Origin of the sequence: Cupriavidus oxalaticus (assembly GCF_016894385.1) — a bacterium.
Lineage (GTDB): Bacteria > Pseudomonadota > Gammaproteobacteria > Burkholderiales > Burkholderiaceae > Cupriavidus > Cupriavidus oxalaticus.
Map to the genome: position 1 here is coordinate 3,497,398 of NZ_CP069812.1, position 20,912 is coordinate 3,518,309.

Sequence of the window (20,912 nt, forward strand, 5' to 3'; positions counted from 1 at the left end):
CGTCAGACGGGATTGGGAATATCGATGAACGTGTGCCGCAGTCCGAAGCGTTGCGCCACATGGTCGCCCAGTGAGCGGATGCCGTAGCGCTCGGTGGCATGATGGCCAGCAGCCAGATATGCCACGCCGCTCTCGCGCGCGAGGTGCGTGGTCTGCTCCGAGACCTCGCCGCTGAGGTAGGCGTCGACGCCCGCCGCCACCGCCGCATCGAAGTAGCCTTGCGCCCCACCAGTGCACCAGCCGATCGTGCGGATCATCTGCTCCGGCTCTCCGATTGACAGCGGCTCGCGCCCGAGCACGCCGCCGACGTGCGCCGCCAGCGCGGACAGCGGCATCGGCGCGGGCAAGGTGCCGATCCAGCCGAGCTGGTCGTCGCTGAAACGCGCCGTCGGCGTGAAGCCGAGTTGCAGCCCGAGCTGCGCGTTGTTGCCGAATTCCGGATGGTTGTCCAGCGGCAGGTGGAACGCAAACAGGTTGATGTCGGCGCCAAGCAGCCGCTTCAAGCGCGCATGCTTCTGCCCGACCACGCGCGCATCCTCGTTTTTCCAGAAATAGCCATGATGGACCAGGATGGCATCGGCGCCGGCTTCGGCCGCGGCCTCGACCAGTGCCAGGCTCGCCGTGACGCCGGTGACGATGTGAGTGACTTCCGGTCGACCTTGCACTTGCAGCCCGTTGGGACAATAGTCCTTGTAACGGGAAACTTCCAACAGGTCGTTCAAGTACAATTCAAGCTCTTTTGTTTTCATTTTCTGCTCAAAACTCCAATATGTTGCGGCGCTTCTGGCTGTTCTTTGCCCAGGCTGTCACCGTCGTGCTGGCGGTCTGGTTCGTCGTGGCAACGCTAAAGCCAGATTGGCTGCAGAGGGGGCGCGTCGCGGTCCAGTCGGGGTCGCCCATCGTGGCGCTCAAGGAAGTCGTGCCTAACGTGTCCGGCCCTGCCGCCGAAGGGTCTTACAGTGAAGCTGCCCAGTCCGCCATGCCGGCGGTGGTGAATATCTTTACCAGCAAGAACGGCAACAAGCGCTCGCCCAATCCGCAGGCCGAGGATCCGTGGTTCCGCTTCTTCTTTGGCGACCGCCTGCCTGAACGGCAGGAGCCGGTGTCGAGCCTGGGATCAGGCGTGATTGTCAGTGCCGAGGGTTACATTCTAACCAACCACCACGTGGTGGATGGCGCCGACGAGATCGAGATTGCGCTGACGGACGGCCGCAAGGCCAACGCCAAGGTGGTTGGCTCTGACCCCGAAACCGATCTGGCCGTGCTCAAGGTGACGTTGAAGGACCTGCCCGCGATCACGCTGGGCCGGCTTGAGAACGTGAAGGTCGGCGATGTGGTGCTGGCAATCGGCAACCCGTTCGGCGTGGGCCAGACGGTGACGATGGGCATCGTGTCGGCGCTGGGGCGCAGCCACCTGGGCATCAATACCTTCGAAAACTTCATCCAGACCGATGCCGCGATCAACCCGGGCAACTCGGGTGGTGCGCTGGTTGACGCACAGGGCAACCTGCTGGGCATCAATACGGCGATCTATTCGCGTTCGGGCGGTTCGCTCGGGATCGGCTTCGCGATCCCGGTATCGACGGCCAAGCAAGTGATGGAGTCGATTATTTCCACCGGAAGCGTCACGCGCGGCTGGATCGGCGTCGAGCCGCAGGATATGACGCCCGAGATCGCGGAATCATTCGGGCTCGATGCCAAGGAAGGTGCCTTGATCGCCGCGGTGGTCCAGGGTGGGCCGGCCGACAAGGCAGGCGTGAAGCCGGGCGATGTGCTGACCAAGGTGGATGGTCTTTCGATCACGGACACAACGGCGCTGCTCAATGCCATTGCACAGCTCAAGCCGGGCGTGGACATCAAGATGACCGTGATCCGCCGCGGAAAGCCAACCGACCTGACGGTGACGATCGGAAAGCGGCCACCGCCGCCGCGCAGGGCGTTGCCGTTTGAGGAAGAGGAGTGAGGCCGGGCCGCTACCCCGTTATCCCCGTCTCCAAAGAGCCCCGTCAGCGATGACGGGGTTTTTTTGTGCGGTGGGATTGGAGCGTCGAAGTGGCAATCCGGTCGTCACCTCCACGCGCGCCACGTCAGCAAGCCTCGATTGGCCCACGCGAACGTTCATGCCGTTCAGTTAACCACCGCCGTTCCTGCACAGGCGGGAACCCAGTGACTTCATCTCCGAAGGGGACGTGAAAGACGCTGGATTGCTCGCTTCGCTCACCCTTCGGGCCGTCCTCCGGACGTCCAATGCGCATCCGCGCATTGTCCCGCCTTCGCGGGAATGACAGTAGTGCTCGATACCTTATCTGAACGGCATTCCCACGCGAGCGGCCCATCCTTGGTCGAATGGCTCGACAACGCTCTCCGTGATTGACAAGGGCCCACATGATAAAAGGCCGGCATCCTTGCGGATGCCGGCCTTTTTCATGCCAATCGTAAGCGAGCTTGCGCTCGCGTCAGATTAGAACTTGTGGCGCAGACCAACCACGGCACCGAACTGGTCCTTGCCCGACTGGACGGTGTTGAAGCCGTTCACACCCAGCATCGAACCGTTGTCGTTCAGAGCGTACGACAGCGAGGTGTACACGTCGGTACGCTTCGACAGCGCGTAGTCGGCGGTAACCACGAACGACCACGGATCGGCGTCGGTCTTGCGGAAATCTTGGTAATACGCAGCGCCCGACAGCGAGAACGCCGGGGTCAGCTGGTAACCCAGACCCAGCCAGTACAGGTTGGAGGTACCGTTGATGGCAGTCGGGTTTTCGGGAGTCGGGGTCGCGCCCGGCAGGGACTGACCGTCAGCAGCCTTGGCCCAACGGTAGCCGGCGTACACCTTGGCCGGACCGAAGGCGTAGTTAGCACCAACGGTGGCGCGGCGGATACGCTGACCGCTTTGGTCAACACCAGCGGTCGACACGGTGCCGTGCACTTCGTCATAAGCAGCACCAACCGAGAACGGGCCGGCTGCGTAGCTCAGCAGCGCGCCGTACTCTTGGCCGCGGCGGAACGCGCCAGCGACTTCCTGGCCGTTGCTGTTGAAGCTGTAGAAGGCCGAAGCGGTCAGGCCACCGAACTTGCCGATGTACTTGACGGTGTTGTCAGCGCGCGAAGCGAAGGCAGCGTCTTGTGCCAGGATGCCGTAACGCGACGAAATGGCCATCGGATCATAGATCAGGCCGAAGTCGTAGAACGAGGTCTGTTGACGGCCCAGCAGCAGCGAGCCGAAGTTGCTTTGCAGACCGACGTAGGCTTGACGACCGAACAGGCGACCACCTTGGGCCGAACGGCCGTCATCGAGGTCGAAACCGCTTTCCAGAACGAACACGCCCTTCAGACCGCCGCCCAGATCTTCCACGCCACGCAGGCCCCAGCGCGAACCGGACTGGTTGCCCGACGACATGCGGAACAGGTCGTCGCCATTGGCGTTAGCATTGTTGTTGTACTCGAGGCCAACGTCAGCCACGCCGTACAGGGTCACGCTCGATTGGGCATACGCGCCACCAGCGGCCAGAGCGGCGACGGCAGCAGCAAACAGTTTCATCTTCATATCGACACTTTCCTTGTCAACTGATTGGGAAATCTTGGTTGCCCAAGTGCTTGGGCGACGTATTTACATTCACGTCTGCTGCGTATTATGTGCCAGCCCCCCCGGCCCTCAGAAGGCTTTTTCGGCGTAAACCACGCTACGCCGCGATTTTTGTTGTGATCGAACAACACGATCGGGCAAAAAAATCCCCGTTTTGGTGCAAAAACGGGGATCGATGGCTTGGGATACCTACCTCAGCGGTATTAGTCTGTCTGGGTTTCCCCTGAAGCCTCGGCTGGCGCGGCCGAACGGCCGACGAAGCGGGCCATGATCAGCCCGAGTTCATACAACAGCACCAGGGGAACGGCCAGAAGCAACTGTGACAGCACATCCGGCGGCGTCACGATGGCGGCGATGACAAAGGCCCCGACGATCACATAAGGGCGGATCTGCTTGAGCTTTTCCAGTTCGACCACGCCGAACCGGACCAGCACGATCACCACCACCGGCACCTCGAAAGTGATGCCGAAGGCCAGGAAGGTGGTCATGGCAAAGCTGAGGTATTTGTCGATATCCGTCGACATATCCGCCCCCAGCGGCGCATTGTAGTGCGCCATGAAATGGAACACCGTCGGGAACACCAGGAAGTACGCAAACGCCACGCCGCACAGGAACAGGATGTAGCTGCTCGATACCAGCGGCAGGATCAGCCGCTTCTCGTGCCGGTACAGCCCGGGCGCGACGAACTGCCAGACCTGGTAGAGAACCCAGGGCAGCGCGATCAGGAAAGCCACCAGCAATGTGACCTTCATCGGCACGAAGAACGAGCCGGTGACGTCGGTCACGATCATCTTGCCGCCCTTGGGCAGCGACTGCATCAGCGGCGCCGCGAACAGGTTGAAGATGACCGGCGCCCAATAGACCAGGCAAACGAAGACCAGGATGATCCCGGCCACCGCCTTGACGAGGCGCTGGCGCAGCTCGATCAGGTGGGAAATGAAGGTTTCCTGCTGCGACTCGTCTTGCGGGTCTTGGGGATCTGGGGACCGGGTGTCGCTCATGGCGTGAACCGCTCAGCCGCGCTGGCTGGCAAGTGGGGATCGATGATGCCGCTCGGCGCGGCGCGGTTGGACGGGCATGGCGATGGCGGCGGCCCTGGCAGGGGCCATCGACCCGTCGCCGCGCAACGTGCTCACTCGAAGAAGGAGCGTGACGGCCGCCTGGCCGGGCGGTGGCGCTTCACGCGCGCGGCGCCCGACTGGACCCAGACCCGGACATTGTGCTGGCGCTTGAACCACAGCGGCCGAGCGCCCTGCTTCACGCGCCAGCTCTTGCGTCCGTTGTGCGCCTTGTGCGCCGCGTCCCAGCTGGGCACGAAGCTGTCGCCGCCGGCGCTGACGCCTTCGGTGCCCGCTTCGGTGCCGCCGAGCGCCTCGTTCAGCGCCTGGGTCTGCTCGTTGACTTCCTTGTGGATGGTGCGCTCTACGTCGCGCGCCGCTTCCTCGAATTCAGAGCGCATCTTGCGCAATTCTTCCAGCTCGACTTCGCGGCTGACCTCGGCCTTGACATCATTGATATAGCGTTGCGCGCGACCGACCAGGGCGCCAACGGTGCGGGCGACCTTGGGCAGCCGCTCGGGACCGATCACGATCAGTGCCACGGCACCGATCAGCGCCAGCTTGGAAATGCCGAGATCAATCATGCGGACATCATGCGGAAGACAGCGGAGACGCGGGGCTGCGCGCAGGCAGCCACAATCACGGGAAGGGAATGGCGCACCGCCGGCTTACTGCTGCTGGCGCGACTTTTCCTTGGCGTCGACGTCGATGGTGGTGGAGTCGCGCAGTTCCTTGGCCTGGGCGGCCTGGGCCGACTTGTCCTTGTCTTCGCCGTCCTTCATGCCATCCTTGAAACCCTTGACCGCGCCGCCCAGGTCCTGGCCGATATTGCGCAGTTTCTTGGTGCCGAACACAAGCATGACGATCACCAGCACGATCAGCCAGTGCCAAATGCTAAACGAACCCATCTCTTGCTCCTGATGAAGCCTCGGGCGTATTCATAGTCGCCCGGACCCGTTGTTCCGTCCCGTTATGGCCGCGCCGGGCGACGGTTGCCGGCGCAGCATCTGCCCCGGCGTTGCCGCCGGGGGCGCTCCCATGCCAAGGCTGCCCGGTCAGGGCAGCGGTCCCTTCCACGCGTGGCGCGGCCCACCGAGCACATGCAGGTGCAGGTGGTAGATTTCCTGGCCGCCGTCCGGCCCGGTATTGATCACTGTCCGGAAACCGTTGGCACAGCCTGCCGCGCGCGCCAGTTCAGGCACCTTCAGCATCATTCTAGCAAGCACCTCCCCTTCGCCGGCGCCGCAATCGGCCAGCGAGTCGACATGCGCCTTGGGAATGACCAGCAAGTGTACCGGGGCCTTGGGATGGATATCGTGGAAGGCCACCATGTCGTCGTCTTCGTACACCTTGCGCGACGGTATCTGGCCGGCCACGATCTTGCAGAAGATGCAATTATCCTGAACGTTCATGAAAATTTCATTGCGGCGAACCCTGCACCCCGAGGGTATCGGGTCCGCCCGGCATCAGAACTGCTGATCCGGGTACATCGGCTTGCTGTCGTTGAGGTACAGCCAGCCCTTGACGATACGATACAGCATCCACAGCGACAGCACGGCCCAGACCGCAAACGCCAGCGGCATCAGCACCACGGTGGCGAACAGCACGCCGCCCAGCACCGCCCACACCACCGACCACCAGAACGAGCGGATCTGCCACGCGAAGTGCGAGGCATACAGCGAACCGCGCGCGTCGTCGCGCTTGACGTAGTCGATGACGATGGCGATCAGCGCGGTGATACCGCCGGTCAGCCAGAAGATCGCGTACAGCGCGTACAGGATATGCAGCAACTTGCGCAGGCTGCTCTGCTGTTCGCCGCTGGGACCCGTAACCTGCGCGGTGTAGTCGTTGGCCATGTTTGCCCTTGTTCTGCGATGGCCTGCCTCGCGGCAGGCGGGAGACTGGCCAGCACAGCGACTGGTCAGCCGGTCAGCCCTCTTCCTTGCGCCGGGCCTTTTCTTCGAGGCCGGAGAGGCCTTCGCGTCTTGCCAGTTCGTTGACCACGTCGTCCGGCCCCAGCCCGAAGTTTGCCAGCAACACCAGGGTGTGGAACCACAGGTCCGCCACTTCATAGACCAGCTTGCCGGCCTCGCTGCCGCTGTGGCCGGCGGCGCGCGCGTCCTTGGCCGCCATCACGGTCTCGGTGGCTTCCTCGCCGATCTTCTTCAGGATGGCGTCATCGCCCTTGCTATAGAGCTTGGCGACATAGGACTTGGCGGGGTCGCCGCCATTGGCGGGCTTGCGCGATTCGAGCACTTCGGCCACGCGTGCCAGCACATCGCTGCTGCTCGGTTGGGAGTCGCTCATGGCTTGGTATAGATCTGTGCAGGGTCCTTCAACACGGGCTCGACGGTCTGCCAGTCGCCCGCTTCCGCATCGCCCTCGAATTTCTGGAAGAAGCAGGAATGGCGCCCGGTATGGCAGGCGATGCTGTCGACCTGCGTCACCTTGAGCAGCACCACGTCCTCGTCGCAGTCGAGGCGGATCTCATGCACCTTCTGCACGTGGCCGGACTCTTCGCCCTTGTGCCACAGGCGCTTGCGCGAGCGCGACCAGAACACGGCCTCGCCCAGTTCCACCGTACGCTGCAGCGCGTCGCGGTTCATGAACGCGAACATCAGCACGTCGTTCGAACCCACTTCCTGCACGATCACCGGCACCAGGCCGTTATCGTCCCACTTGACCTTGTTGAGCCACTTCTTTGCCATGATCAGATCCGCACGGGAATGCCCTCGCGGGCCATGAATGCCTTGGCTTCGCCCACGGTATGCTGCCCGTAGTGGAAGATGCTGGCGGCCAGCACCGCATCGGCGCGGCCCTTGGTGATGCCGTCGGCGAGGTCCTGCAGCCCGCCGACGCCGCCCGAGGCGATCACCGGCACCGGCACCGCGTCGCTGACGGCGCGGGTCAGTTCCAGGTCGAAGCCGCTCTTGGTGCCGTCGCGGTCCATGCTGGTCAGCAGGATCTCGCCGGCGCCGCGCGCGGCCATTTCACGCGCCCATTCGACCGCGTCCAGGCCGGTCGCCTTGCGCCCGCCATGGGTGAAGACTTCCCAGCGCGACGGCTCGCCCGGGGCGGAGCTGCGCTTGGCGTCGATCGCCACCACGATGCACTGGGAACCATATTTGGCCGTGGCATCGGACACCAGCTGCGGATTGGCGATGGCCGACGAGTTGACGCTGATCTTGTCCGCGCCGGCATTGAGCAGGCGCCGCACGTCTTCGACCGTGCGCACGCCGCCGCCGACCGTCAGCGGAATGAAAACCTGCGAGGCGACGTCCTCAATGATGTGCAGCATCAGGTCGCGCCCGTCGCTGGTGGCGGTGATGTCGAGGAATGTGATTTCATCGGCGCCCTGCTCGTCATAGCGGCGTGCGATTTCCACGGGATCGCCCGCATCGCGCAGCTCGACGAAATTGACGCCCTTGACCACCCGCCCGTTGGTCACGTCCAGGCAGGGGATGATACGTTTGGCTAGCATGAGTGTCCTTGTCCGCCGCCGCGCCGGCAAGGCACCGGAGCGACAGCGGCTGCGCACGCGGCGCGTTGGCTTGCGTTGGGCTCGCGTTGGCCTTATTGGCCGTCGCGCAGCTTGTCGGCACGGGCCTGCGCATCGGCAAAATTGAGATCACCGGAGTAGATCGCACGGCCGCAGATGACGCCTTCCACGCCCTCGCCCTCGACCGCGCAAAGGTTATCGATATCCGCCAGGTTGGACAGGCCGCCACTGGCGATCACCGGGATCGACATCGATTGCGCCAGCTTGACGGTGGCGTCGATATTGATCCCCTGCAGCATGCCGTCGCGGCCGATGTCGGTGTAGATGATGGCTTCGACACCGTAGTCTTCGTACTTGCGCGCCAGGTCCGCCACCTCATGGCCGGTCAGCTTGCTCCAGCCGTCGGTGGCGACCTTGCCGTCCTTGGCATCGAGGCCGACGATGATGTGGCCGCCGAAGGCCGAGCAGGCGTCCTTCAGGAAGCCGGGGTTCTTCACCGCCGCGGTGCCGATGATGACGTATGACAAACCGTCGTCCAGCCAGCGTTCGATGGTGTTGAGGTCGCGGATGCCGCCCCCCAGCTGCACCGGGATCTCATCGCCGACCTCGGCGATGATGGCCTTGATGGCCGCCTCGTTGCGGGGCTTGCCCACGAACGCGCCGTTCAGGTCCACCAGGTGCAGGCGCCGCGCGCCCTGCTCCACCCAGTGGCGTGCCATGGCGGCGGGATCTTCGGAAAAGACGGTGGCCTGGTCCATGTCGCCTTGTTTGAGGCGTACACACTGACCGTCCTTCAGGTCGATGGCCGGAATGAGCAACATATGCGTGACGAGCGTGGTTGAGTAAGTGAGATTGAGCGAGACCGGCGGGGCCGGTCAGGTCGGGGTCGATGTTCGATCGGGAACTGGTCGCTTGACGGGTTGCGTGAAGGGTCAGGGTCCGGTGACGGGTCTGTCTGGTTCTCGGTCGAACAATCGTCAAACAAGCGATTCGGGGTGTCCGGTGCGCCTTATGGATTCCAGCGGACGAAGTTCCGGTACAGCTGCAGCCCCAGGGCCGCGCTCTTCTCGGGGTGGAACTGCGTCGCGAAAATATTATCGCGGGCTACCGCGCTGGTAAACACGACTCCATACTCCGTTTCGCCGGCGATATGGGCCGGATCCTGCGCCTGCACATAGTAGCTGTGGACGAAATAGAACCAGCTGTCGTCCGGAATCCCGGCCCACAGCGGGTGCGGCTTCGCCTGGCGCACCCGGTTCCAACCCATCTGCGGCACCTTGAAACGCGAGCCGTCGGGCTGCGTCATGCCGTCCAGCGCAAAGCGCACCACCTGCCCGGGCATCAGGCCCAGCGCAGGCGTGCGGTCCGCGCCAGCACGACTTTCGGTGCTGAACTCGAACAGCATCTGTTCGCCGACGCACACACCCAGCATCGGCTTGCTGCCGGCGGCCTCGACCACCGCTTCCTGCAGGCCCGAGGCGCCCAGCGCCGACATGCAGTCGGGCATCGCGCCCTGGCCGGGCAGCACCACGCGATCCGCGCTGCGGATGCCTTCGGGGGCATCCACCACCCGCACGTCCGCCTCTGGTGCCGCGGCACGCAGCGCCTGCGCCACCGAGCGCAGGTTGCCCATGCCGTAATCCACAATTGCTATGGTAGTCATGATTTCAAAACAGGCAACAATGTCTTCAGCCCGTCCACAATGAATTCAACGGCCAGCGCCGACAGGATCAGCCCCATCAGGCGCGTGCCGATATTGATGCCGGTGCGGCCGATGACCCGCGCGATCGGGTCGGCCGCGCGGAACACCATGTACACCACCGACCCCAGCAGCGCGCCGATGCCCACCAGGATCAGCAGCTGGTACCAGTGCTGGGTCTTGCCGGCATAGACGATCACCGTGCTGATCGAGCCCGGCCCGGTCAGCAGCGGCAGCGCCAGCGGCACCACCGCGATGCTGGACTTTACCTCGGCCTCATCCTCTTCTTCCGGCGTGGCCTTGGTGCGGCCGGTCTGCGCGTTCAGCATGTTCATGGCCATCATGATCATGATGAGACCGCCGCCCACCTGCAGCGAGGCCACCGAGATATTGAAGAACTCGATGATCCGCTGCCCCAGCAACGCCGACACCGCCACCACGATCGCCACCGAGATCGACGCGATCTTGATGGTATGCCGCTTTTCCGCTTCGGTCTGCTGGCTGGTCAGGCTGATGAAGAACGGGATCGCCCCGATCGGGTTGATCAGCGCCAGCAGCGAGATAAACGACTTGAGCGTATCCATCGGTTGCGGGTTGCCAGCATCGCTGGCCGTATTCGGGCTAGAGAGGTGGGCGGGGGCCGCAACCAGCCGGCACGCCTACGGGTTCAGGAAGCTCAGAGCGTACCCTTGGTCGACGGGATCGTGTTGGCCGCGCGCGGATCCAGCTCGACCGCCATGCGCAGTGCCCGGCCGAAGGCCTTGAACACGGTTTCGCACTGATGGTGGGCATTGATGCCACGCAGGTTGTCGATATGCAGGGTCACGCCGGCATGGTTGACGAAACCGCGGAAGAACTCGATGGTCAGGTCGACGTCGAAGCTGCCCACGCGCGCACGCGTGAACGGCACGTGGAATTCCAGGCCGGGGCGGCCGGAGAAATCGATCACCACGCGCGACAGGCATTCATCCAGCGGTACGTAGCTGTGACCGTAGCGGGTGATGCCCTTCTTGTCGCCGACGGCCCTGGCGACGGCCTGGCCGAGCGTGATGCCGACATCTTCCACCGTATGGTGGTCGTCGATATGCGTGTCGCCGGTGGCTTCGACCTCCAGGTCGAACATGCCATGCCGGGCGATCTGGTCGAGCATGTGGTCGAGGAACGGCACGCCCGACGCCAGCTTCTGGCGGCCGGTGCCGTCGAGATTCAGGGAAACGCGGATTTGCGTTTCCGAAGTATTGCGGGTGACCTCTGCAACACGCATGGTGTTAATCCTGCAGCGACGCTGCGAATGCCTCAAGGAACTGCGCGTTTTCTTCGGGCGTGCTGACCGTGACGCGCAGACAATTGGCCAGCAACGGGTGCATTTTACTCACGTTCTTGATCAATACCTTCCGCGCCAGCAGGCGATCGAAGGTCTGTGCCGCATCCGGCACGCGCGCCAGCAGGAAGTTGGCGGCGCTTGGGAACACCGTGACGCCTGCATGCGCGGCCATGCCGTCGGCCACGCGGGTGCGCTCGGCACGCAGCTGCGCGGCCTGTTCGTCCAGCACCGACACATGCTCGAGCGCGAACAGCGCGGCGGCTTCGGTCAGGACGTTGACGTTGTACGGCGGACGCACCTTGTCGATCTGCGCCAGCCACTCCGGCGCGCCGGCCAGGTAGCCCAGGCGGATGCCGGCCAGGCCGAGCTTGGACACGGTGCGCATCACCAGCAGGTTGCCGAAGTCCGTCAGGCGCGGCATCCAGCTGTGCTGCGCGAACGGCTGGTAGGCCTCGTCGACCACCACCAGGCTGTTGCAGACATCGCCTTGCGCGGCGCGGAGAATGGCCTCCATGTCGGCCGCGTCGAACAGGTTGCCGGTGGGGTTGTTCGGATAGGCCAGGTAGATGATGGCGGGCTGGTGCTCGGCCATCGCCGCCAGCATGGCATCGCGGTCGAGCGTGAAATCCGCGCGCAACGGCACGCCGACGAACTCGAGGCCGGCAAACTGCGCCGACATCGCGTACATGACAAAGCCCGGCACCGGCGCCATCACCTTGGCGCCCGGCCTGGCGGCGGCCAGCGCCAGCATGCTGATGATCTCGTCGGAGCCGTTGCCCAGCAGCACGTCCATGCCGGCGGGCACCTGCATCACGTCCTTCAGCCTGGCGCGCAGCGCTTCGCTGCTGGGCACCGGGTAGCGGTTCAGCGCCACCTCGCCCAGCCGCGCGGCCAGTTGCTGGCGCAGCTCGGGCGGCAGGCGGTAGGGGTTCTCCATGGCATCGAGCTTGACCAGACCGTGCGAATCCGGCACGTGGTAGGCGCCCATGGCGCGCACGTCGTCACGGATGATGCGTTCGATCAGGGAGGGCTCTACGGCTGACATGGAAACTCCAGGTTTGACTGCGTTGGTTCAGTAAATCAACTGCGCTTGAAACGGTATTCCGCGCTGCGCGCGTGGGCCTGCAGGCCTTCGCCATAGGCCAGCTCGGCGGCGATCTGGCCGAGCATCTGCGCCCCGCCCTCGCTCACCTCGATCACGCTCGAGCGCTTCAGGAAGTCATAGACGCCCAGCGGCGAGGAGAAGCGCGCCGTGCGCGAGGTCGGCAGCACGTGGTTGGGGCCGGCGCAGTAGTCGCCCAGCGACTCGCTGGTATAGCGGCCGAGGAAGATGGCTCCGGCGTGGCGGATCTTTTCGCTCCACTGGCGCGGGTTTTCGGCAGAGATCTCCAGGTGCTCCGGCGCGATCGCATTGGCAATCTCGCAGGCTTCTTCCATGTCGCGCACCTTGACCAGCGCGCCACGGCCGGCAATCGACGCGGCGATCACGTCGCGGCGCGGCATGGTCGGCAGCTGGCGCTGGATGCTGGCCTCGACGCGGGCAATGTACTCGGCGTCGGGGCACAGCAGGATCGATTGCGCCAGTTCGTCGTGCTCGGCCTGCGAAAACAGGTCCATCGCCACCCAGTCGGGGTCGGTGGTGCCGTCGCAGATCACCAGGATCTCGGACGGCCCGGCGATCATGTCGATGCCGACGGTGCCGAACACGCGGCGCTTGGCGGCGGCCACGTAGGCATTGCCCGGGCCGACGATCTTGTCGACCTGCGGCAGCGTCGCGGTGCCGTAGGCCAGCGCGCCCACGGCCTGCGCACCGCCGATGGTGAAGACGCGGTCCACGCCGGCGATCTGCGCGGCGGCCAGCACCAGTTCGTTGCGCACGCCGCCGGGCGTGGGCACGACCATGATGATTTCCTTCACGCCGGCCACGCGCGCCGGGATCGCGTTCATCAGCACCGACGACGGATAGGCAGCCTTGCCGCCCGGCACGTAGATGCCGACGCGGTCCAGCGGCGTCACCTTCTGGCCCAGCATGGTGCCGTCGGCCTCGGTGTACTCCCAGCTGTGGCTGCCGCACTCGATCTTCTGCTTCTCGTGATAGGCGCGCACGCGCGCGGCGGCGGCTTCCAGCGCGGCGCGGCGCTTGGGCTCGAGGTCTTCGAGCGCGGCCTCGAGCTCGGCCTGCGACAGTTCCAGCGCCGCGATCGACGGCGCTTCCATGCGGTCGAAGCGTTTCGTGCATTCCAGCACCGCGGCGTCGCCGCGCGCCTTCACGTCGGCCAGGATCTGCGCCGCGGCGCGGTCGATGGCCTCGTCCTCGCCGGCCTCGAAGGCCAGCACCTGGCGCAGCGCCTCGGCAAAGCCCGGCTCGCTGGAATCAAGCCGGCGGATCGGCAGGTTTTCCATTTCGGATGCGGTTGCGTTCATGACTTCTTTTCCTTCTCAGTCGGCACCGGCCTGGTGTGGCCCGATGTGGCCTTACACCAGCGCCGCCGAAGCCCGTTCGAAAGCGTCGAGGATCGGCGCCAGCCGCTCGCGCTTGAGTTTGAGCGCGGCCTGGTTCACCACCAGCCGCGACGAAATTTGCACGATCTCTTCCACTTCTACAAGGTTGTTGGCGCGCAGCGTGCTGCCGGTGCTGACCAGGTCGACGATGGCATCGGACAGGCCCACCAGCGGGCCCAGCTCCATCGAACCGTACAGCTTGATCAGGTCGACGTGAACGCCCTTTTTCGCAAAATGCTCGCGCGCGGTCTGCACGTACTTGGTGGCCACCGCCAGGCGCGCGCCCTGGCGCACCGCGCTGGCGTAGTCAAACCCGGCCGGCACCGCCACCGACATGCGGCAGCGGGCGATGTTGAGGTCGATCGGCGCGTACAGGCCGGCCATGCCGTGCTCCATCAGCACATCCTTGCCGGCCACGCCGAAATCGGCGGCGCCGTACTGCACGTAGGTCGGCACGTCCGAGGCGCGCACGATCACCACGCGCACGGCGGGGTCCGAGGTCGGCAGGATCAGCTTGCGCGAGGTCTCGGGATCCTCGGTCACCCGGATGCCGGCGGCTTCGAGCAGCGGCAGCGTTTCGGTAAAGATGCGGCCCTTGGACAGCGCCAGCGTCAGCTGGTTGGGCGAAGCGTTGAAAGTGGGGCTCATCGTGCGTCAGTCCTCGTGCTCAGGCAATGCGGCGGATCTTGGCGCCCACTGCAGACAGCTTGTCTTCCATGCGGTCGTAGCCGCGGTCCAGGTGATAGATACGGTCGATCACGGTGTCGCCCTCGGCGACCAGGCCGGCGATGACCAGGCTGGCGGAGGCGCGCAGGTCGGTCGCCATCACGCTGGCGCCGGACAGGCGCGGCACGCCGTTGACCACCGCGGTGTTGCCTTCGACGACGATGTCGGCCCCGAGGCGGTTCAGTTCCTGCACGTGCATGAACCGGTTCTCGAAAATGGTCTCGGTCACGCGCGCAGTGCCTTCCGCCACGGCATTCAGCGCCATGAACTGGGCCTGCATGTCGGTCGGGAAGGCGGGGTATTCCGAGGTGCGGAAGCTCACCGCCCTGGCGCGGCGCGGCATCGCCAGGCGGATCCAGTCGGCGCCGGTCTCGATGCGGGCGCCGGCTTCGCGCAGCTTGTCGAGCACGGTGTCGAGCAGGTCCGGGCGCACCTCGCGCAGCACCAGTTCGCCCAGCGTCGCGGCCGCGGCGCACAGGAAGGTGCCGGCCTCGATGCGGTCGGCGATCACGCTGTGGCGGGCGCCGTGCAGCTTGTCGACGCCCTGCACCACCAGCCGGTCGGTGCCGATGCCGTCGATCTTCGCGCCCATCTTGACCAGCAGGTGGGCCAGGTCGCTGACTTCGGGCTCGCGCGCGGCGTTTTCCAGCACGGTCTCGCCCTCGGCCAGCGTGGCGGCCATCAGCAGGTTCTCGGTGCCGGTCACGGTGATCATGTCGGTGACCACGCGCGCGCCCTTCAGGCGCCGGGCGCGGGCATGGATAAAGCCGTGCTCGATGCTGATCTCGGCGCCCATCGCCTGCAGGCCCTTGATGTGCTGGTCGACCGGCCGCGCGCCGATGCCGCAGCCACCGGGCAGCGAAACCCTGGCCTCGCCGAAGCGCGCCACCAGCGGCCCCAGCACCAGGATCGACGCGCGCATGGTCTTGACCAGCTCGTACGGCGCCTCGAGCGAGTTGACGTCGGCGCCGTGGAGCGCGACCGTGGCGCCATCCTGCTCGGCGCGCATGCCCATCAGGCGCAGCAGCTTGAGCGTGGTGCGCACGTCCTGCAGGTTGGGCACGTTATCCAGCGAGACGGTATCGGCCGTGAGCAAGCCCGCGCACAGGATCGGCAGCGCGGCATTCTTGGCGCCCGAAACGCGGACTTCGCCCCGTAGCGGACCGTTGCCCTGGATCTGGAATTTGTCCATGTTGTGTCGGTTCTGGCCGGGCCTGCGCCCGGCGTCATTGTCCTCGGACCGCGCCTGCGGGGCGCGGTGCGGCACGGCCGGCTTACTTGCCCTCGCCTGCCTGCCACTCGGCGGGCGTCAGCGTCTTCATCGACAGCGCGTGGATCTCGGCGCGCATGCGGTCGCCCAGCGCGGCATAGACACGCTGGTGGCGCTGGATCAGCCGCTTGCCTTCGAACTCGGTGCTGACGATGGTGGCAAAGAAGTGCTGGCCGTCGCCCTCGACTTGCAGATGTTCGCAGGGCAATCCTTGGGCAATGTATTCCCTGACTTGTTCCGGTGTAGGCAGCATGGCGTTCTCTTCAGCGTATTCAGTAATTGTGCGGTGTCGGTGCGGCCGCGCTCAGTGGCGCACTCAGTGGCGCAGCTTGTAGCCGGACTTCAGCAGCCGCAGCGCCAGCGCCGCCAGCACCACGAAGGCCGATCCCACCACCGCCAGGCTGAACAGCGGCGACACGTCCGAGACGCCGAAGAAGCCATAGCGGAAGCCGTCGATCATGTAGAAGAACGGATTGGCATGGGACACCGCCTGCCAGAAGGCCGGCAGCGAATGGATCGAATAGAACACGCCGGACAGGAAGGTGGCCGGCATGATCAGGAAGTTCTGGAACGCGGCGAGCTGGTCGAACTTCTCGGCCCAGATGCCGGCAATGAGGCCGAGCGTGCCGAGAATGCCCGCGCCCAGCAGCGCGAACACCACGATCCAGCCGATGTTGGCGAAATGCAGGTTGGCAAACCACGCCGTCACCAGCAGCACGCCCAGGCCCACGCTCAGCCCCCGGATCACCGAGGCCAGCACATAGGCGCCGAACATCTCCCAGTGCGACAGCGGCGGCAGCAGCACAAACACCAGGTTGCCGGTAATCTTGGACTGGATCAGCGACGACGAGCTGTTGGCGAAGGCGTTCTGCAGCACGCTCATCATCACCAGGCCGGGCACCAGGAAGGCGGTATAGCTGATCTGGTCGTAGACCTTGACGCGGTCTTCCAGCACGTGGCCGAAGATCAGCAGGTACAGCACCGCGGTCAGCACCGGTGCGGCCACGGTCTGGAAGCTGACCTTCCAGAAGCGCAGCACTTCCTTGTACAGCAGGGTCCGGAAGCCGACCAGGCCGCCAACCGCCATCGGGCCCAGGCGGGCGTCTTCCACCAGTTCGATTTCGCCAGGCTGCTTCATGCCGCGGCCTCCATGGCGGGGTCGGGCAGCGCGCCCGGCATGTGGCCCTCGCGGCGCATGATCTGGACAAACACGTCTTCGAGGTCGGCCTTGTTGATTTCCATGTCTTCGATGTCACAGCCCGCTTCGCGGCAGGCGGCCAGGATCGGCTCCACCGCCTGATAGCCCGACAGCCGCAGCCGCACCGCGCGCTCGCCCGGGTTGGCCGGCATGCGCAACGGCTCCAGCGCCGGCGGCAGGGTGCCCTGCGCGAAAGTCAGCACAAGCTGCAGCCCGGCGAACTGCGTCAGCAGGTTGCTGGTGCGGTCCAGCGCCACCACTTCGCCGAACTTGAGCATGGCGATGCGGTCGCACAGCGCCTCGGCCTCTTCCAGGTAGTGCGTGGTCAGGATGATGGTGTGGCCTTCCCGGTTCAGGCGCGAGATGAACTTCCACAGCGTCTGGCGCAGCTCGACGTCGACGCCGGCGGTGGGCTCGTCCAGCACGATCACCGGCGGGCGGTGCACCAGCGCCTGCGCCACCAGCACGCGGCGCTTCATCCCGCCGGACAACTGGCGCATGTTGGAATCGGCCTTGCTGGTCAGGTCCAGGTTGGCCATGATCTCGTCGATCCAGTCGTCGTTGCGGGTCAGGCCGAAATAGCCGGACTGCAGCCGCAGCGTCTCGCGCACCGTGAAGAACGGGTCGAACACCAGCTCCTGCGGCACCACGCCAAGCATACGCCGCGCCATCCGGTAGTCGGAGACGACATCGTGGCCCAGCACACGGACGCGGCCGGAGTCGGCGCGGTTCAGGCCGGCGAGGATCGAGATCAGCGTGGTCTTGCCGGCGCCGTTCGGCCCGAGCAGGCCGAAGAATTCGCCGCGTTCAACGGTGAAGCTGACGCCCTTGAGCGCCTGCAGGTTGCGGTAGCGCTTGCGAACGTCGTGGATTTCAATGGCTTTCATGGCCGATTGTTTGTGGCGTGTCCGGCTTTTTTGGGCCGGCCGCCTGAAAAGGGGAACAACTGCGTGCCCGGATATCCTGGGCCGGCCTGGCATGCACCGGAATCAGGCGGGGGAAGGGCGAACAACCCGGAATTATAGGGGATGCGGGGTGGGTCCCGCTTGACCCCCGCCGGATCCACCCGCAGGGCGCGGCGACCGCACCAGGCTGTCGCCGGGGCATCGCGTTCGGACGCATTCGCTGCGCCCGGCGATGCCGGATCAATGTCGGTGGTGGTGGCCCGGGCGGGAAAGCGGCTCGGCGCCGTCAGCCAGGCCCAGCAGGCCGTCGACGCCGTACAGGTTGGCCAGTTGCGACAGTTGCGCCGGCACCCCGCGCAGCGACAGCACCAGGTTGCGCGCGGCTGCGGCACGATGCCACGCCAGCAGCACGGCAACCGCGGAGGAATCCACCTGAGCCAGGCCGGTGCAGTCGACCTGCACCTTCCCCTGCACCCCGCCCTGCGCCACGCGCGCCAGCCCGTCGCGCAGCACGGCGGTGGCGTTCTGGTTGGTCAGCGAGGTGCCCAGCGAAAGCATGGTGGCGTCAGGAGGCGTAATCGGTATGGATGGATGGCAGTGCGGCGCAAACAAAAGCTCCCGCGCTGAGGCGGGAGCCAGTGCCGCGAACGGCCATTGTAGTGCAAGATCGGCGCGCCGTGCTGCATTGCAGCGGCGCGCGCTCGCCGCGGCTTAGCTCTTGGCGTTGGCCAGCTGGCGGTTGCGGTCTTGCAGCGTCTTGATCACGCCCTCGACGCCCTGCTGGCCGACGATGGTGTTGAAGCTGCCCTTGTAGGCCTCGGTCAGCCACGCGCCCAGCACGTTGATGTCGTAGACCTTCCAGCCATTCGCGGTCTTCTCCAGGCGGTAGTCCATCTGGATCGGCTCGCCCTTGTTGATGACCTGGGTGCGGATGGTCGCATCGGTGTCCTCAGGCGTGCCGCGGTACGGGCGGTACTGCACGGCCTGGTCGCGGATCTGGGCGATGGCGCCGGCGTAGGTGCGGATCAGCAGGGTCTTGAACTCCTCGGTGATCTGCTGCTGCTGCTCGGGCGTCGCCTTGGACCAGTTGCGGCCCATCGCGATCTGCGTGGTCTTCTGGAAGTTGGCGTTGGGGATGATCTTCTGTTCGACCAGCGCGGTGATCTTGGCGATATTGCCAGCCTGCATGTCCTTGTCGGCCTTGACGGTCGTCATCACGTCGCTGACCACGGCCTTGACCAGGCCGTCCGGCGTCGCAGCGTCCTGGGCCGGCGCCTGTGCGTGGGCAGCGCCAGCGAAGGCAACTACCGTAAGGAAGGGGACCAACAGTCGCTTAATCATGGGATTTTTCCTTCTTTCTCAAATACGTTTGCCGGCGGGGGCCACCGGCCGGATACCGCCTGCCGGCAGCGGCCTTGCGGTGATTGGAACATAAGCACGGCCCGCGGGTTGCACGGACCAGCGTCTTTCCCGCCACTTCCAAACAAATTGTTTCAGCCCTGACAGGGCATTCACAGCCTGAGGGCAGCCCGTCGGGACGGGCGCCACAAAGACCAGGAAGGCGGTCAGCGAATCCGGATCACACCCGGGACGATACGCTGCATCGGCTCCACCGGCGGCACCGGCAGGGTCTGGCTTTCCGGCTGGATGTCACCCTTGGGCGGCGTGGCGGCAGGCGCGGAGGCATCGGCCGGCGGCGTGGCCGCGGGTGCGGAGGCATCCGCCGGTTGTGTGCCGGGCGCCGGCGCCGCAGGCGTGGCGGTGGTGGCGCCGGCAGGCTTCTCGCCCTCGGCGTCCGCCGGGGCAGCCGGTACTGCGGGTACTGCGGGTACGGCGCCATCGCTGTCCGCATCGCCGTCGGCTTCCGGCGGATTACCGTCGTAAACCAGGTACTGGCGCCGCTGCAGATAGGAGTCGCGCAGGAACGAGTACTTGTCCAGCGCCGCCTGCTCCAGCAGGTTGCTCGCGCCCAGCAGCTGCGCACGGCCCGCGACGATGCGTACGCCGACAAGCGAATTGCGCAGCGATACCGGGTAGAGGTAGGCCGACGGGTCGAACTGGCGGTCCACCAGCATGCCGCCGGTGTCGCGCACCGAGCTCGGCCCGAACAGCGGCAGCACCAGGTACGGGCCCGGCGGCACGCCCCACACACCCAGCGTCTGGCCGAAGTCTTCCTTGTACTTGGGCAGGCCGGCCGGCGTGGCGATGTCGATCAGGCCGCCGAGGCCCAGCACCGAGTTCATCGCGACCCGCATCGAATCCTCGGCGGCGCGCGTGGGCTTGCCCTGCAGCAGGTTGTTCACCGCCGAATAGACATCGCTGACATTGGAGAAGAAGTTCTCCACCGCGCGCTGCACCGGCGTCGGCATGTAGTCTGCATAGAGTTCTGCCACCGGGCGCAGGATGCCCTTGTCGAAGTCTTCGTTGATCTTCGAGACTTCGCGGTTAAAGGGCTCCAGCGGATCCTTCGGGTTGGCCGTGGGGCCGGTGGCACAGCCGGCGAGCAGCACCGCGGCGGCGGCCGCGGCCATCAGGCCAGCCACCGGGCGGCGCACGGCGCGGCCCGGCTTGAGGGGGGGAACAACGCTCATTTGGCATCCCCACCCAGCGCCGGCGCGCTGGCGCCGGCCGCGGGCGAGCCGCTGGCACCGGCATCCGCCGCCTTGTTGTACAGGAACTGGCCGATCAGGTTTTCCAGCACCACGGCGGACTGCGTCATGGTGATACGGGCGCCATCGGCCAGCATGGCGGTGTCGCCGCCGGCTTCCAGGCCGATGTACTGCTCGCCCAGCAGGCCCGAGGTCAGGATCTTGGCCGAGGTGTCCTTGGGAAACTGGTAGCGCGTCTCCAGGCTCATTTCGACAGTGGCCTGGTAGGTCTTGTCGTCGAAGCGGATCGCGGCAACGCGGCCGACCACCACGCCGGCGCTCTTGACCGGCGCGCGCGGCTTGAGCCCGCCGATATTGTCGAAGCGGGCCTGCACGCTGTAGGTGTCCTGGAAGGTGAAGGCGCTCATGTTGCCCGCCTTGAGGGCCAGGAACAGCAGGGCCACAAACCCCGCCGCAACAAACAGCCCCACCCAGAAATCGAGTGTGATCTTTTTCATCGGATTCTCTTCTTCAACCCCGTAGTGTCTTGTCGCTGT

The 20,912-nt window shown here is 65.5% G+C and carries 26 protein-coding genes; 1 reads left to right on the forward strand and 25 read right to left on the reverse strand.

The genetic code is table 11. From position 1 onward, the window contains the following. Window positions 1-2: 2 nt before the first annotated feature. A complete protein-coding gene (locus JTE92_RS28530) occupies window positions 3-749 on the reverse strand; it encodes a Nif3-like dinuclear metal center hexameric protein (protein WP_063241218.1) in 747 nt (248 codons plus the stop codon). 20 nt (window positions 750-769) lie between these two features. Here JTE92_RS28530 and JTE92_RS28535 point away from each other — a divergent pair, with 20 nt between their 5' ends. After that, a complete protein-coding gene (locus tag JTE92_RS28535; protein ID WP_063241219.1) occupies window positions 770-1,963 on the forward strand; it encodes a Do family serine endopeptidase in 1,194 nt (397 codons plus the stop codon). Window positions 1,964-2,461: 498 nt separating this feature from the next. Here JTE92_RS28535 and JTE92_RS28540 read toward each other — a convergent pair whose 3' ends face one another. The 24 genes from JTE92_RS28540 to mlaD form a co-directional block, all read right to left on the reverse strand. Beyond that, window positions 2,462-3,547, reverse strand: a complete 1,086-nt coding sequence (locus tag JTE92_RS28540) for a porin (protein ID WP_063241220.1) — start codon at window positions 3,545-3,547, stop codon at window positions 2,462-2,464. Between the two features lie 242 nt (window positions 3,548-3,789). After that, complete coding sequence (tatC, locus tag JTE92_RS28545; protein ID WP_063241221.1) at window positions 3,790-4,587, reverse strand: twin-arginine translocase subunit TatC; 798 nt, start codon at window positions 4,585-4,587, stop codon at window positions 3,790-3,792. A 131-nt stretch (window positions 4,588-4,718) separates the two neighbouring features. Then, window positions 4,719-5,228, reverse strand: coding sequence for a Sec-independent protein translocase protein TatB (gene tatB / locus JTE92_RS28550; protein WP_063241222.1), 510 nt, complete (start codon window positions 5,226-5,228; stop codon window positions 4,719-4,721). Between the two features lie 84 nt (window positions 5,229-5,312). Then, the gene (gene tatA, locus JTE92_RS28555; protein WP_063241223.1) at window positions 5,313-5,552 is read right to left on the reverse strand and encodes a Sec-independent protein translocase subunit TatA; all 240 of its coding nucleotides are present in this window, start codon (window positions 5,550-5,552) and stop codon (window positions 5,313-5,315) included. Window positions 5,553-5,699: 147 nt separating this feature from the next. Beyond that, complete coding sequence (locus tag JTE92_RS28560; RefSeq protein ID WP_063241224.1) at window positions 5,700-6,056, reverse strand: histidine triad nucleotide-binding protein; 357 nt, start codon at window positions 6,054-6,056, stop codon at window positions 5,700-5,702. Window positions 6,057-6,110: 54 nt separating this feature from the next. After that, entirely contained in the window at window positions 6,111-6,500 is a 390-nt protein-coding gene (locus JTE92_RS28565) for a DUF4870 family protein (protein WP_063241225.1), read from the reverse strand. A gap of 73 nt (window positions 6,501-6,573) precedes the next feature. Further along, entirely contained in the window at window positions 6,574-6,951 is a 378-nt protein-coding gene (locus tag JTE92_RS28570) for a phosphoribosyl-ATP diphosphatase (RefSeq protein ID WP_063241226.1), read from the reverse strand. Next, on the reverse strand, window positions 6,948-7,352 hold the full coding sequence (gene hisI, locus JTE92_RS28575; RefSeq protein WP_063241227.1) for a phosphoribosyl-AMP cyclohydrolase: 405 nt from the start codon (window positions 7,350-7,352) through the stop codon (window positions 6,948-6,950). The genes JTE92_RS28570 and hisI overlap by 4 nt, the downstream gene beginning before the upstream one ends. A 2-nt stretch (window positions 7,353-7,354) precedes the next feature. After that, window positions 7,355-8,125 carry an imidazole glycerol phosphate synthase subunit HisF gene (gene hisF, locus JTE92_RS28580; protein ID WP_063241228.1) on the reverse strand — a complete coding sequence of 257 codons (771 nt, stop codon included), beginning with the start codon at window positions 8,123-8,125 and terminating at the stop codon, window positions 7,355-7,357. Between the two features lie 92 nt (window positions 8,126-8,217). Continuing rightward, window positions 8,218-8,964 (reverse strand): 1-(5-phosphoribosyl)-5-[(5-phosphoribosylamino)methylideneamino]imidazole-4-carboxamide isomerase, encoded by a 747-nt coding sequence (gene hisA, locus JTE92_RS28585; protein WP_029047635.1) that lies wholly within the window; start codon window positions 8,962-8,964, stop codon window positions 8,218-8,220. Between the two features lie 188 nt (window positions 8,965-9,152). Continuing rightward, complete coding sequence (gene hisH, locus JTE92_RS28590; protein ID WP_063241229.1) at window positions 9,153-9,806, reverse strand: imidazole glycerol phosphate synthase subunit HisH; 654 nt, start codon at window positions 9,804-9,806, stop codon at window positions 9,153-9,155. Beyond that, window positions 9,803-10,426, reverse strand: coding sequence for a YchE family NAAT transporter (locus tag JTE92_RS28595; protein ID WP_063241230.1), 624 nt, complete (start codon window positions 10,424-10,426; stop codon window positions 9,803-9,805). The genes hisH and JTE92_RS28595 overlap by 4 nt, the downstream gene beginning before the upstream one ends. Before the next feature lie 92 nt (window positions 10,427-10,518). After that, window positions 10,519-11,106 carry an imidazoleglycerol-phosphate dehydratase HisB gene (gene hisB / locus JTE92_RS28600; RefSeq protein WP_063241231.1) on the reverse strand — a complete coding sequence of 196 codons (588 nt, stop codon included), beginning with the start codon at window positions 11,104-11,106 and terminating at the stop codon, window positions 10,519-10,521. Window positions 11,107-11,110: 4 nt separating this feature from the next. Further along, on the reverse strand, window positions 11,111-12,211 hold the full coding sequence (gene hisC / locus JTE92_RS28605; RefSeq protein ID WP_063241232.1) for a histidinol-phosphate transaminase: 1,101 nt from the start codon (window positions 12,209-12,211) through the stop codon (window positions 11,111-11,113). 35 nt (window positions 12,212-12,246) lie between these two features. After that, on the reverse strand, window positions 12,247-13,590 hold the full coding sequence (gene hisD / locus JTE92_RS28610) for a histidinol dehydrogenase (protein ID WP_063241233.1): 1,344 nt from the start codon (window positions 13,588-13,590) through the stop codon (window positions 12,247-12,249). Window positions 13,591-13,641: 51 nt separating this feature from the next. Next, window positions 13,642-14,316, reverse strand: coding sequence for an ATP phosphoribosyltransferase (gene hisG, locus JTE92_RS28615; RefSeq protein WP_063241234.1), 675 nt, complete (start codon window positions 14,314-14,316; stop codon window positions 13,642-13,644). A gap of 19 nt (window positions 14,317-14,335) precedes the next feature. Then, window positions 14,336-15,586 (reverse strand): UDP-N-acetylglucosamine 1-carboxyvinyltransferase, encoded by a 1,251-nt coding sequence (murA, locus tag JTE92_RS28620; protein ID WP_063241283.1) that lies wholly within the window; start codon window positions 15,584-15,586, stop codon window positions 14,336-14,338. A gap of 82 nt (window positions 15,587-15,668) precedes the next feature. Continuing rightward, window positions 15,669-15,917, reverse strand: coding sequence for a BolA family protein (locus JTE92_RS28625; protein ID WP_063241235.1), 249 nt, complete (start codon window positions 15,915-15,917; stop codon window positions 15,669-15,671). A gap of 63 nt (window positions 15,918-15,980) precedes the next feature. Beyond that, the gene (locus JTE92_RS28630) at window positions 15,981-16,802 is read right to left on the reverse strand and encodes an ABC transporter permease (protein WP_063241236.1); all 822 of its coding nucleotides are present in this window, start codon (window positions 16,800-16,802) and stop codon (window positions 15,981-15,983) included. After that, window positions 16,799-17,749, reverse strand: coding sequence for an ABC transporter ATP-binding protein (locus JTE92_RS28635; protein WP_063241237.1), 951 nt, complete (start codon window positions 17,747-17,749; stop codon window positions 16,799-16,801). The genes JTE92_RS28630 and JTE92_RS28635 overlap by 4 nt, the downstream gene beginning before the upstream one ends. A gap of 258 nt (window positions 17,750-18,007) precedes the next feature. Next, on the reverse strand, window positions 18,008-18,325 hold the full coding sequence (locus JTE92_RS28640; protein ID WP_063241238.1) for an STAS domain-containing protein: 318 nt from the start codon (window positions 18,323-18,325) through the stop codon (window positions 18,008-18,010). Between the two features lie 153 nt (window positions 18,326-18,478). Further along, entirely contained in the window at window positions 18,479-19,108 is a 630-nt protein-coding gene (locus JTE92_RS28645) for an MlaC/ttg2D family ABC transporter substrate-binding protein (protein ID WP_063241239.1), read from the reverse strand. A gap of 224 nt (window positions 19,109-19,332) precedes the next feature. After that, on the reverse strand, window positions 19,333-20,358 hold the full coding sequence (locus JTE92_RS28650) for an MlaA family lipoprotein (RefSeq protein ID WP_063241240.1): 1,026 nt from the start codon (window positions 20,356-20,358) through the stop codon (window positions 19,333-19,335). Continuing rightward, a complete protein-coding gene (gene mlaD, locus JTE92_RS28655; RefSeq protein WP_063241241.1) occupies window positions 20,355-20,873 on the reverse strand; it encodes an outer membrane lipid asymmetry maintenance protein MlaD in 519 nt (172 codons plus the stop codon). The genes JTE92_RS28650 and mlaD overlap by 4 nt, the downstream gene beginning before the upstream one ends. Window positions 20,874-20,912: the final 39 nt, after the last annotated feature.

What these genes read in the sequence shown, in the direction of transcription:
- hisA (WP_029047635.1), bottom strand. Translation starts at nt 8,964, where the DNA reads ATGTTGCTCATTCCGGCCATCGACCTGAAGGACGGTCAGTGTGTACGC.
- hisB (WP_063241231.1), bottom strand. Translation starts at nt 11,106, where the DNA reads ATGCGTGTTGCAGAGGTCACCCGCAATACTTCGGAAACGCAAATCCGC.
- hisH (WP_063241229.1), bottom strand. Translation starts at nt 9,806, where the DNA reads ATGACTACCATAGCAATTGTGGATTACGGCATGGGCAACCTGCGCTCG.
- JTE92_RS28640 (WP_063241238.1), bottom strand. Translation starts at nt 18,325, where the DNA reads ATGCTTTCGCTGGGCACCTCGCTGACCAACCAGAACGCCACCGCCGTG.
- tatA (WP_063241223.1), bottom strand. Translation starts at nt 5,552, where the DNA reads ATGGGTTCGTTTAGCATTTGGCACTGGCTGATCGTGCTGGTGATCGTC.
- hisD (WP_063241233.1), bottom strand. Translation starts at nt 13,590, where the DNA reads ATGAACGCAACCGCATCCGAAATGGAAAACCTGCCGATCCGCCGGCTT.
- JTE92_RS28560 (WP_063241224.1), bottom strand. Translation starts at nt 6,056, where the DNA reads ATGAACGTTCAGGATAATTGCATCTTCTGCAAGATCGTGGCCGGCCAG.
- JTE92_RS28530 (WP_063241218.1), bottom strand. Translation starts at nt 749, where the DNA reads ATGAAAACAAAAGAGCTTGAATTGTACTTGAACGACCTGTTGGAAGTT.
- murA (WP_063241283.1), bottom strand. Translation starts at nt 15,586, where the DNA reads ATGGACAAATTCCAGATCCAGGGCAACGGTCCGCTACGGGGCGAAGTC.
- mlaD (WP_063241241.1), bottom strand. Translation starts at nt 20,873, where the DNA reads ATGAAAAAGATCACACTCGATTTCTGGGTGGGGCTGTTTGTTGCGGCG.
- JTE92_RS28540 (WP_063241220.1), bottom strand. Translation starts at nt 3,547, where the DNA reads ATGAAGATGAAACTGTTTGCTGCTGCCGTCGCCGCTCTGGCCGCTGGT.
- JTE92_RS28635 (WP_063241237.1), bottom strand. Translation starts at nt 17,749, where the DNA reads ATGAAAGCCATTGAAATCCACGACGTTCGCAAGCGCTACCGCAACCTG.
- JTE92_RS28535 (WP_063241219.1), top strand. Translation starts at nt 770, where the DNA reads ATGTTGCGGCGCTTCTGGCTGTTCTTTGCCCAGGCTGTCACCGTCGTG.
- hisF (WP_063241228.1), bottom strand. Translation starts at nt 8,125, where the DNA reads ATGCTAGCCAAACGTATCATCCCCTGCCTGGACGTGACCAACGGGCGG.
- JTE92_RS28625 (WP_063241235.1), bottom strand. Translation starts at nt 15,917, where the DNA reads ATGCTGCCTACACCGGAACAAGTCAGGGAATACATTGCCCAAGGATTG.
- hisG (WP_063241234.1), bottom strand. Translation starts at nt 14,316, where the DNA reads ATGAGCCCCACTTTCAACGCTTCGCCCAACCAGCTGACGCTGGCGCTG.
- hisC (WP_063241232.1), bottom strand. Translation starts at nt 12,211, where the DNA reads ATGTCAGCCGTAGAGCCCTCCCTGATCGAACGCATCATCCGTGACGAC.
- JTE92_RS28565 (WP_063241225.1), bottom strand. Translation starts at nt 6,500, where the DNA reads ATGGCCAACGACTACACCGCGCAGGTTACGGGTCCCAGCGGCGAACAG.
- hisI (WP_063241227.1), bottom strand. Translation starts at nt 7,352, where the DNA reads ATGGCAAAGAAGTGGCTCAACAAGGTCAAGTGGGACGATAACGGCCTG.
- JTE92_RS28645 (WP_063241239.1), bottom strand. Translation starts at nt 19,108, where the DNA reads ATGATTAAGCGACTGTTGGTCCCCTTCCTTACGGTAGTTGCCTTCGCT.
- JTE92_RS28570 (WP_063241226.1), bottom strand. Translation starts at nt 6,951, where the DNA reads ATGAGCGACTCCCAACCGAGCAGCAGCGATGTGCTGGCACGCGTGGCC.
- JTE92_RS28595 (WP_063241230.1), bottom strand. Translation starts at nt 10,426, where the DNA reads ATGGATACGCTCAAGTCGTTTATCTCGCTGCTGGCGCTGATCAACCCG.
- JTE92_RS28630 (WP_063241236.1), bottom strand. Translation starts at nt 16,802, where the DNA reads ATGAAGCAGCCTGGCGAAATCGAACTGGTGGAAGACGCCCGCCTGGGC.
- tatB (WP_063241222.1), bottom strand. Translation starts at nt 5,228, where the DNA reads ATGATTGATCTCGGCATTTCCAAGCTGGCGCTGATCGGTGCCGTGGCA.
- tatC (WP_063241221.1), bottom strand. Translation starts at nt 4,587, where the DNA reads ATGAGCGACACCCGGTCCCCAGATCCCCAAGACCCGCAAGACGAGTCG.
- JTE92_RS28650 (WP_063241240.1), bottom strand. Translation starts at nt 20,358, where the DNA reads ATGAGCGTTGTTCCCCCCCTCAAGCCGGGCCGCGCCGTGCGCCGCCCG.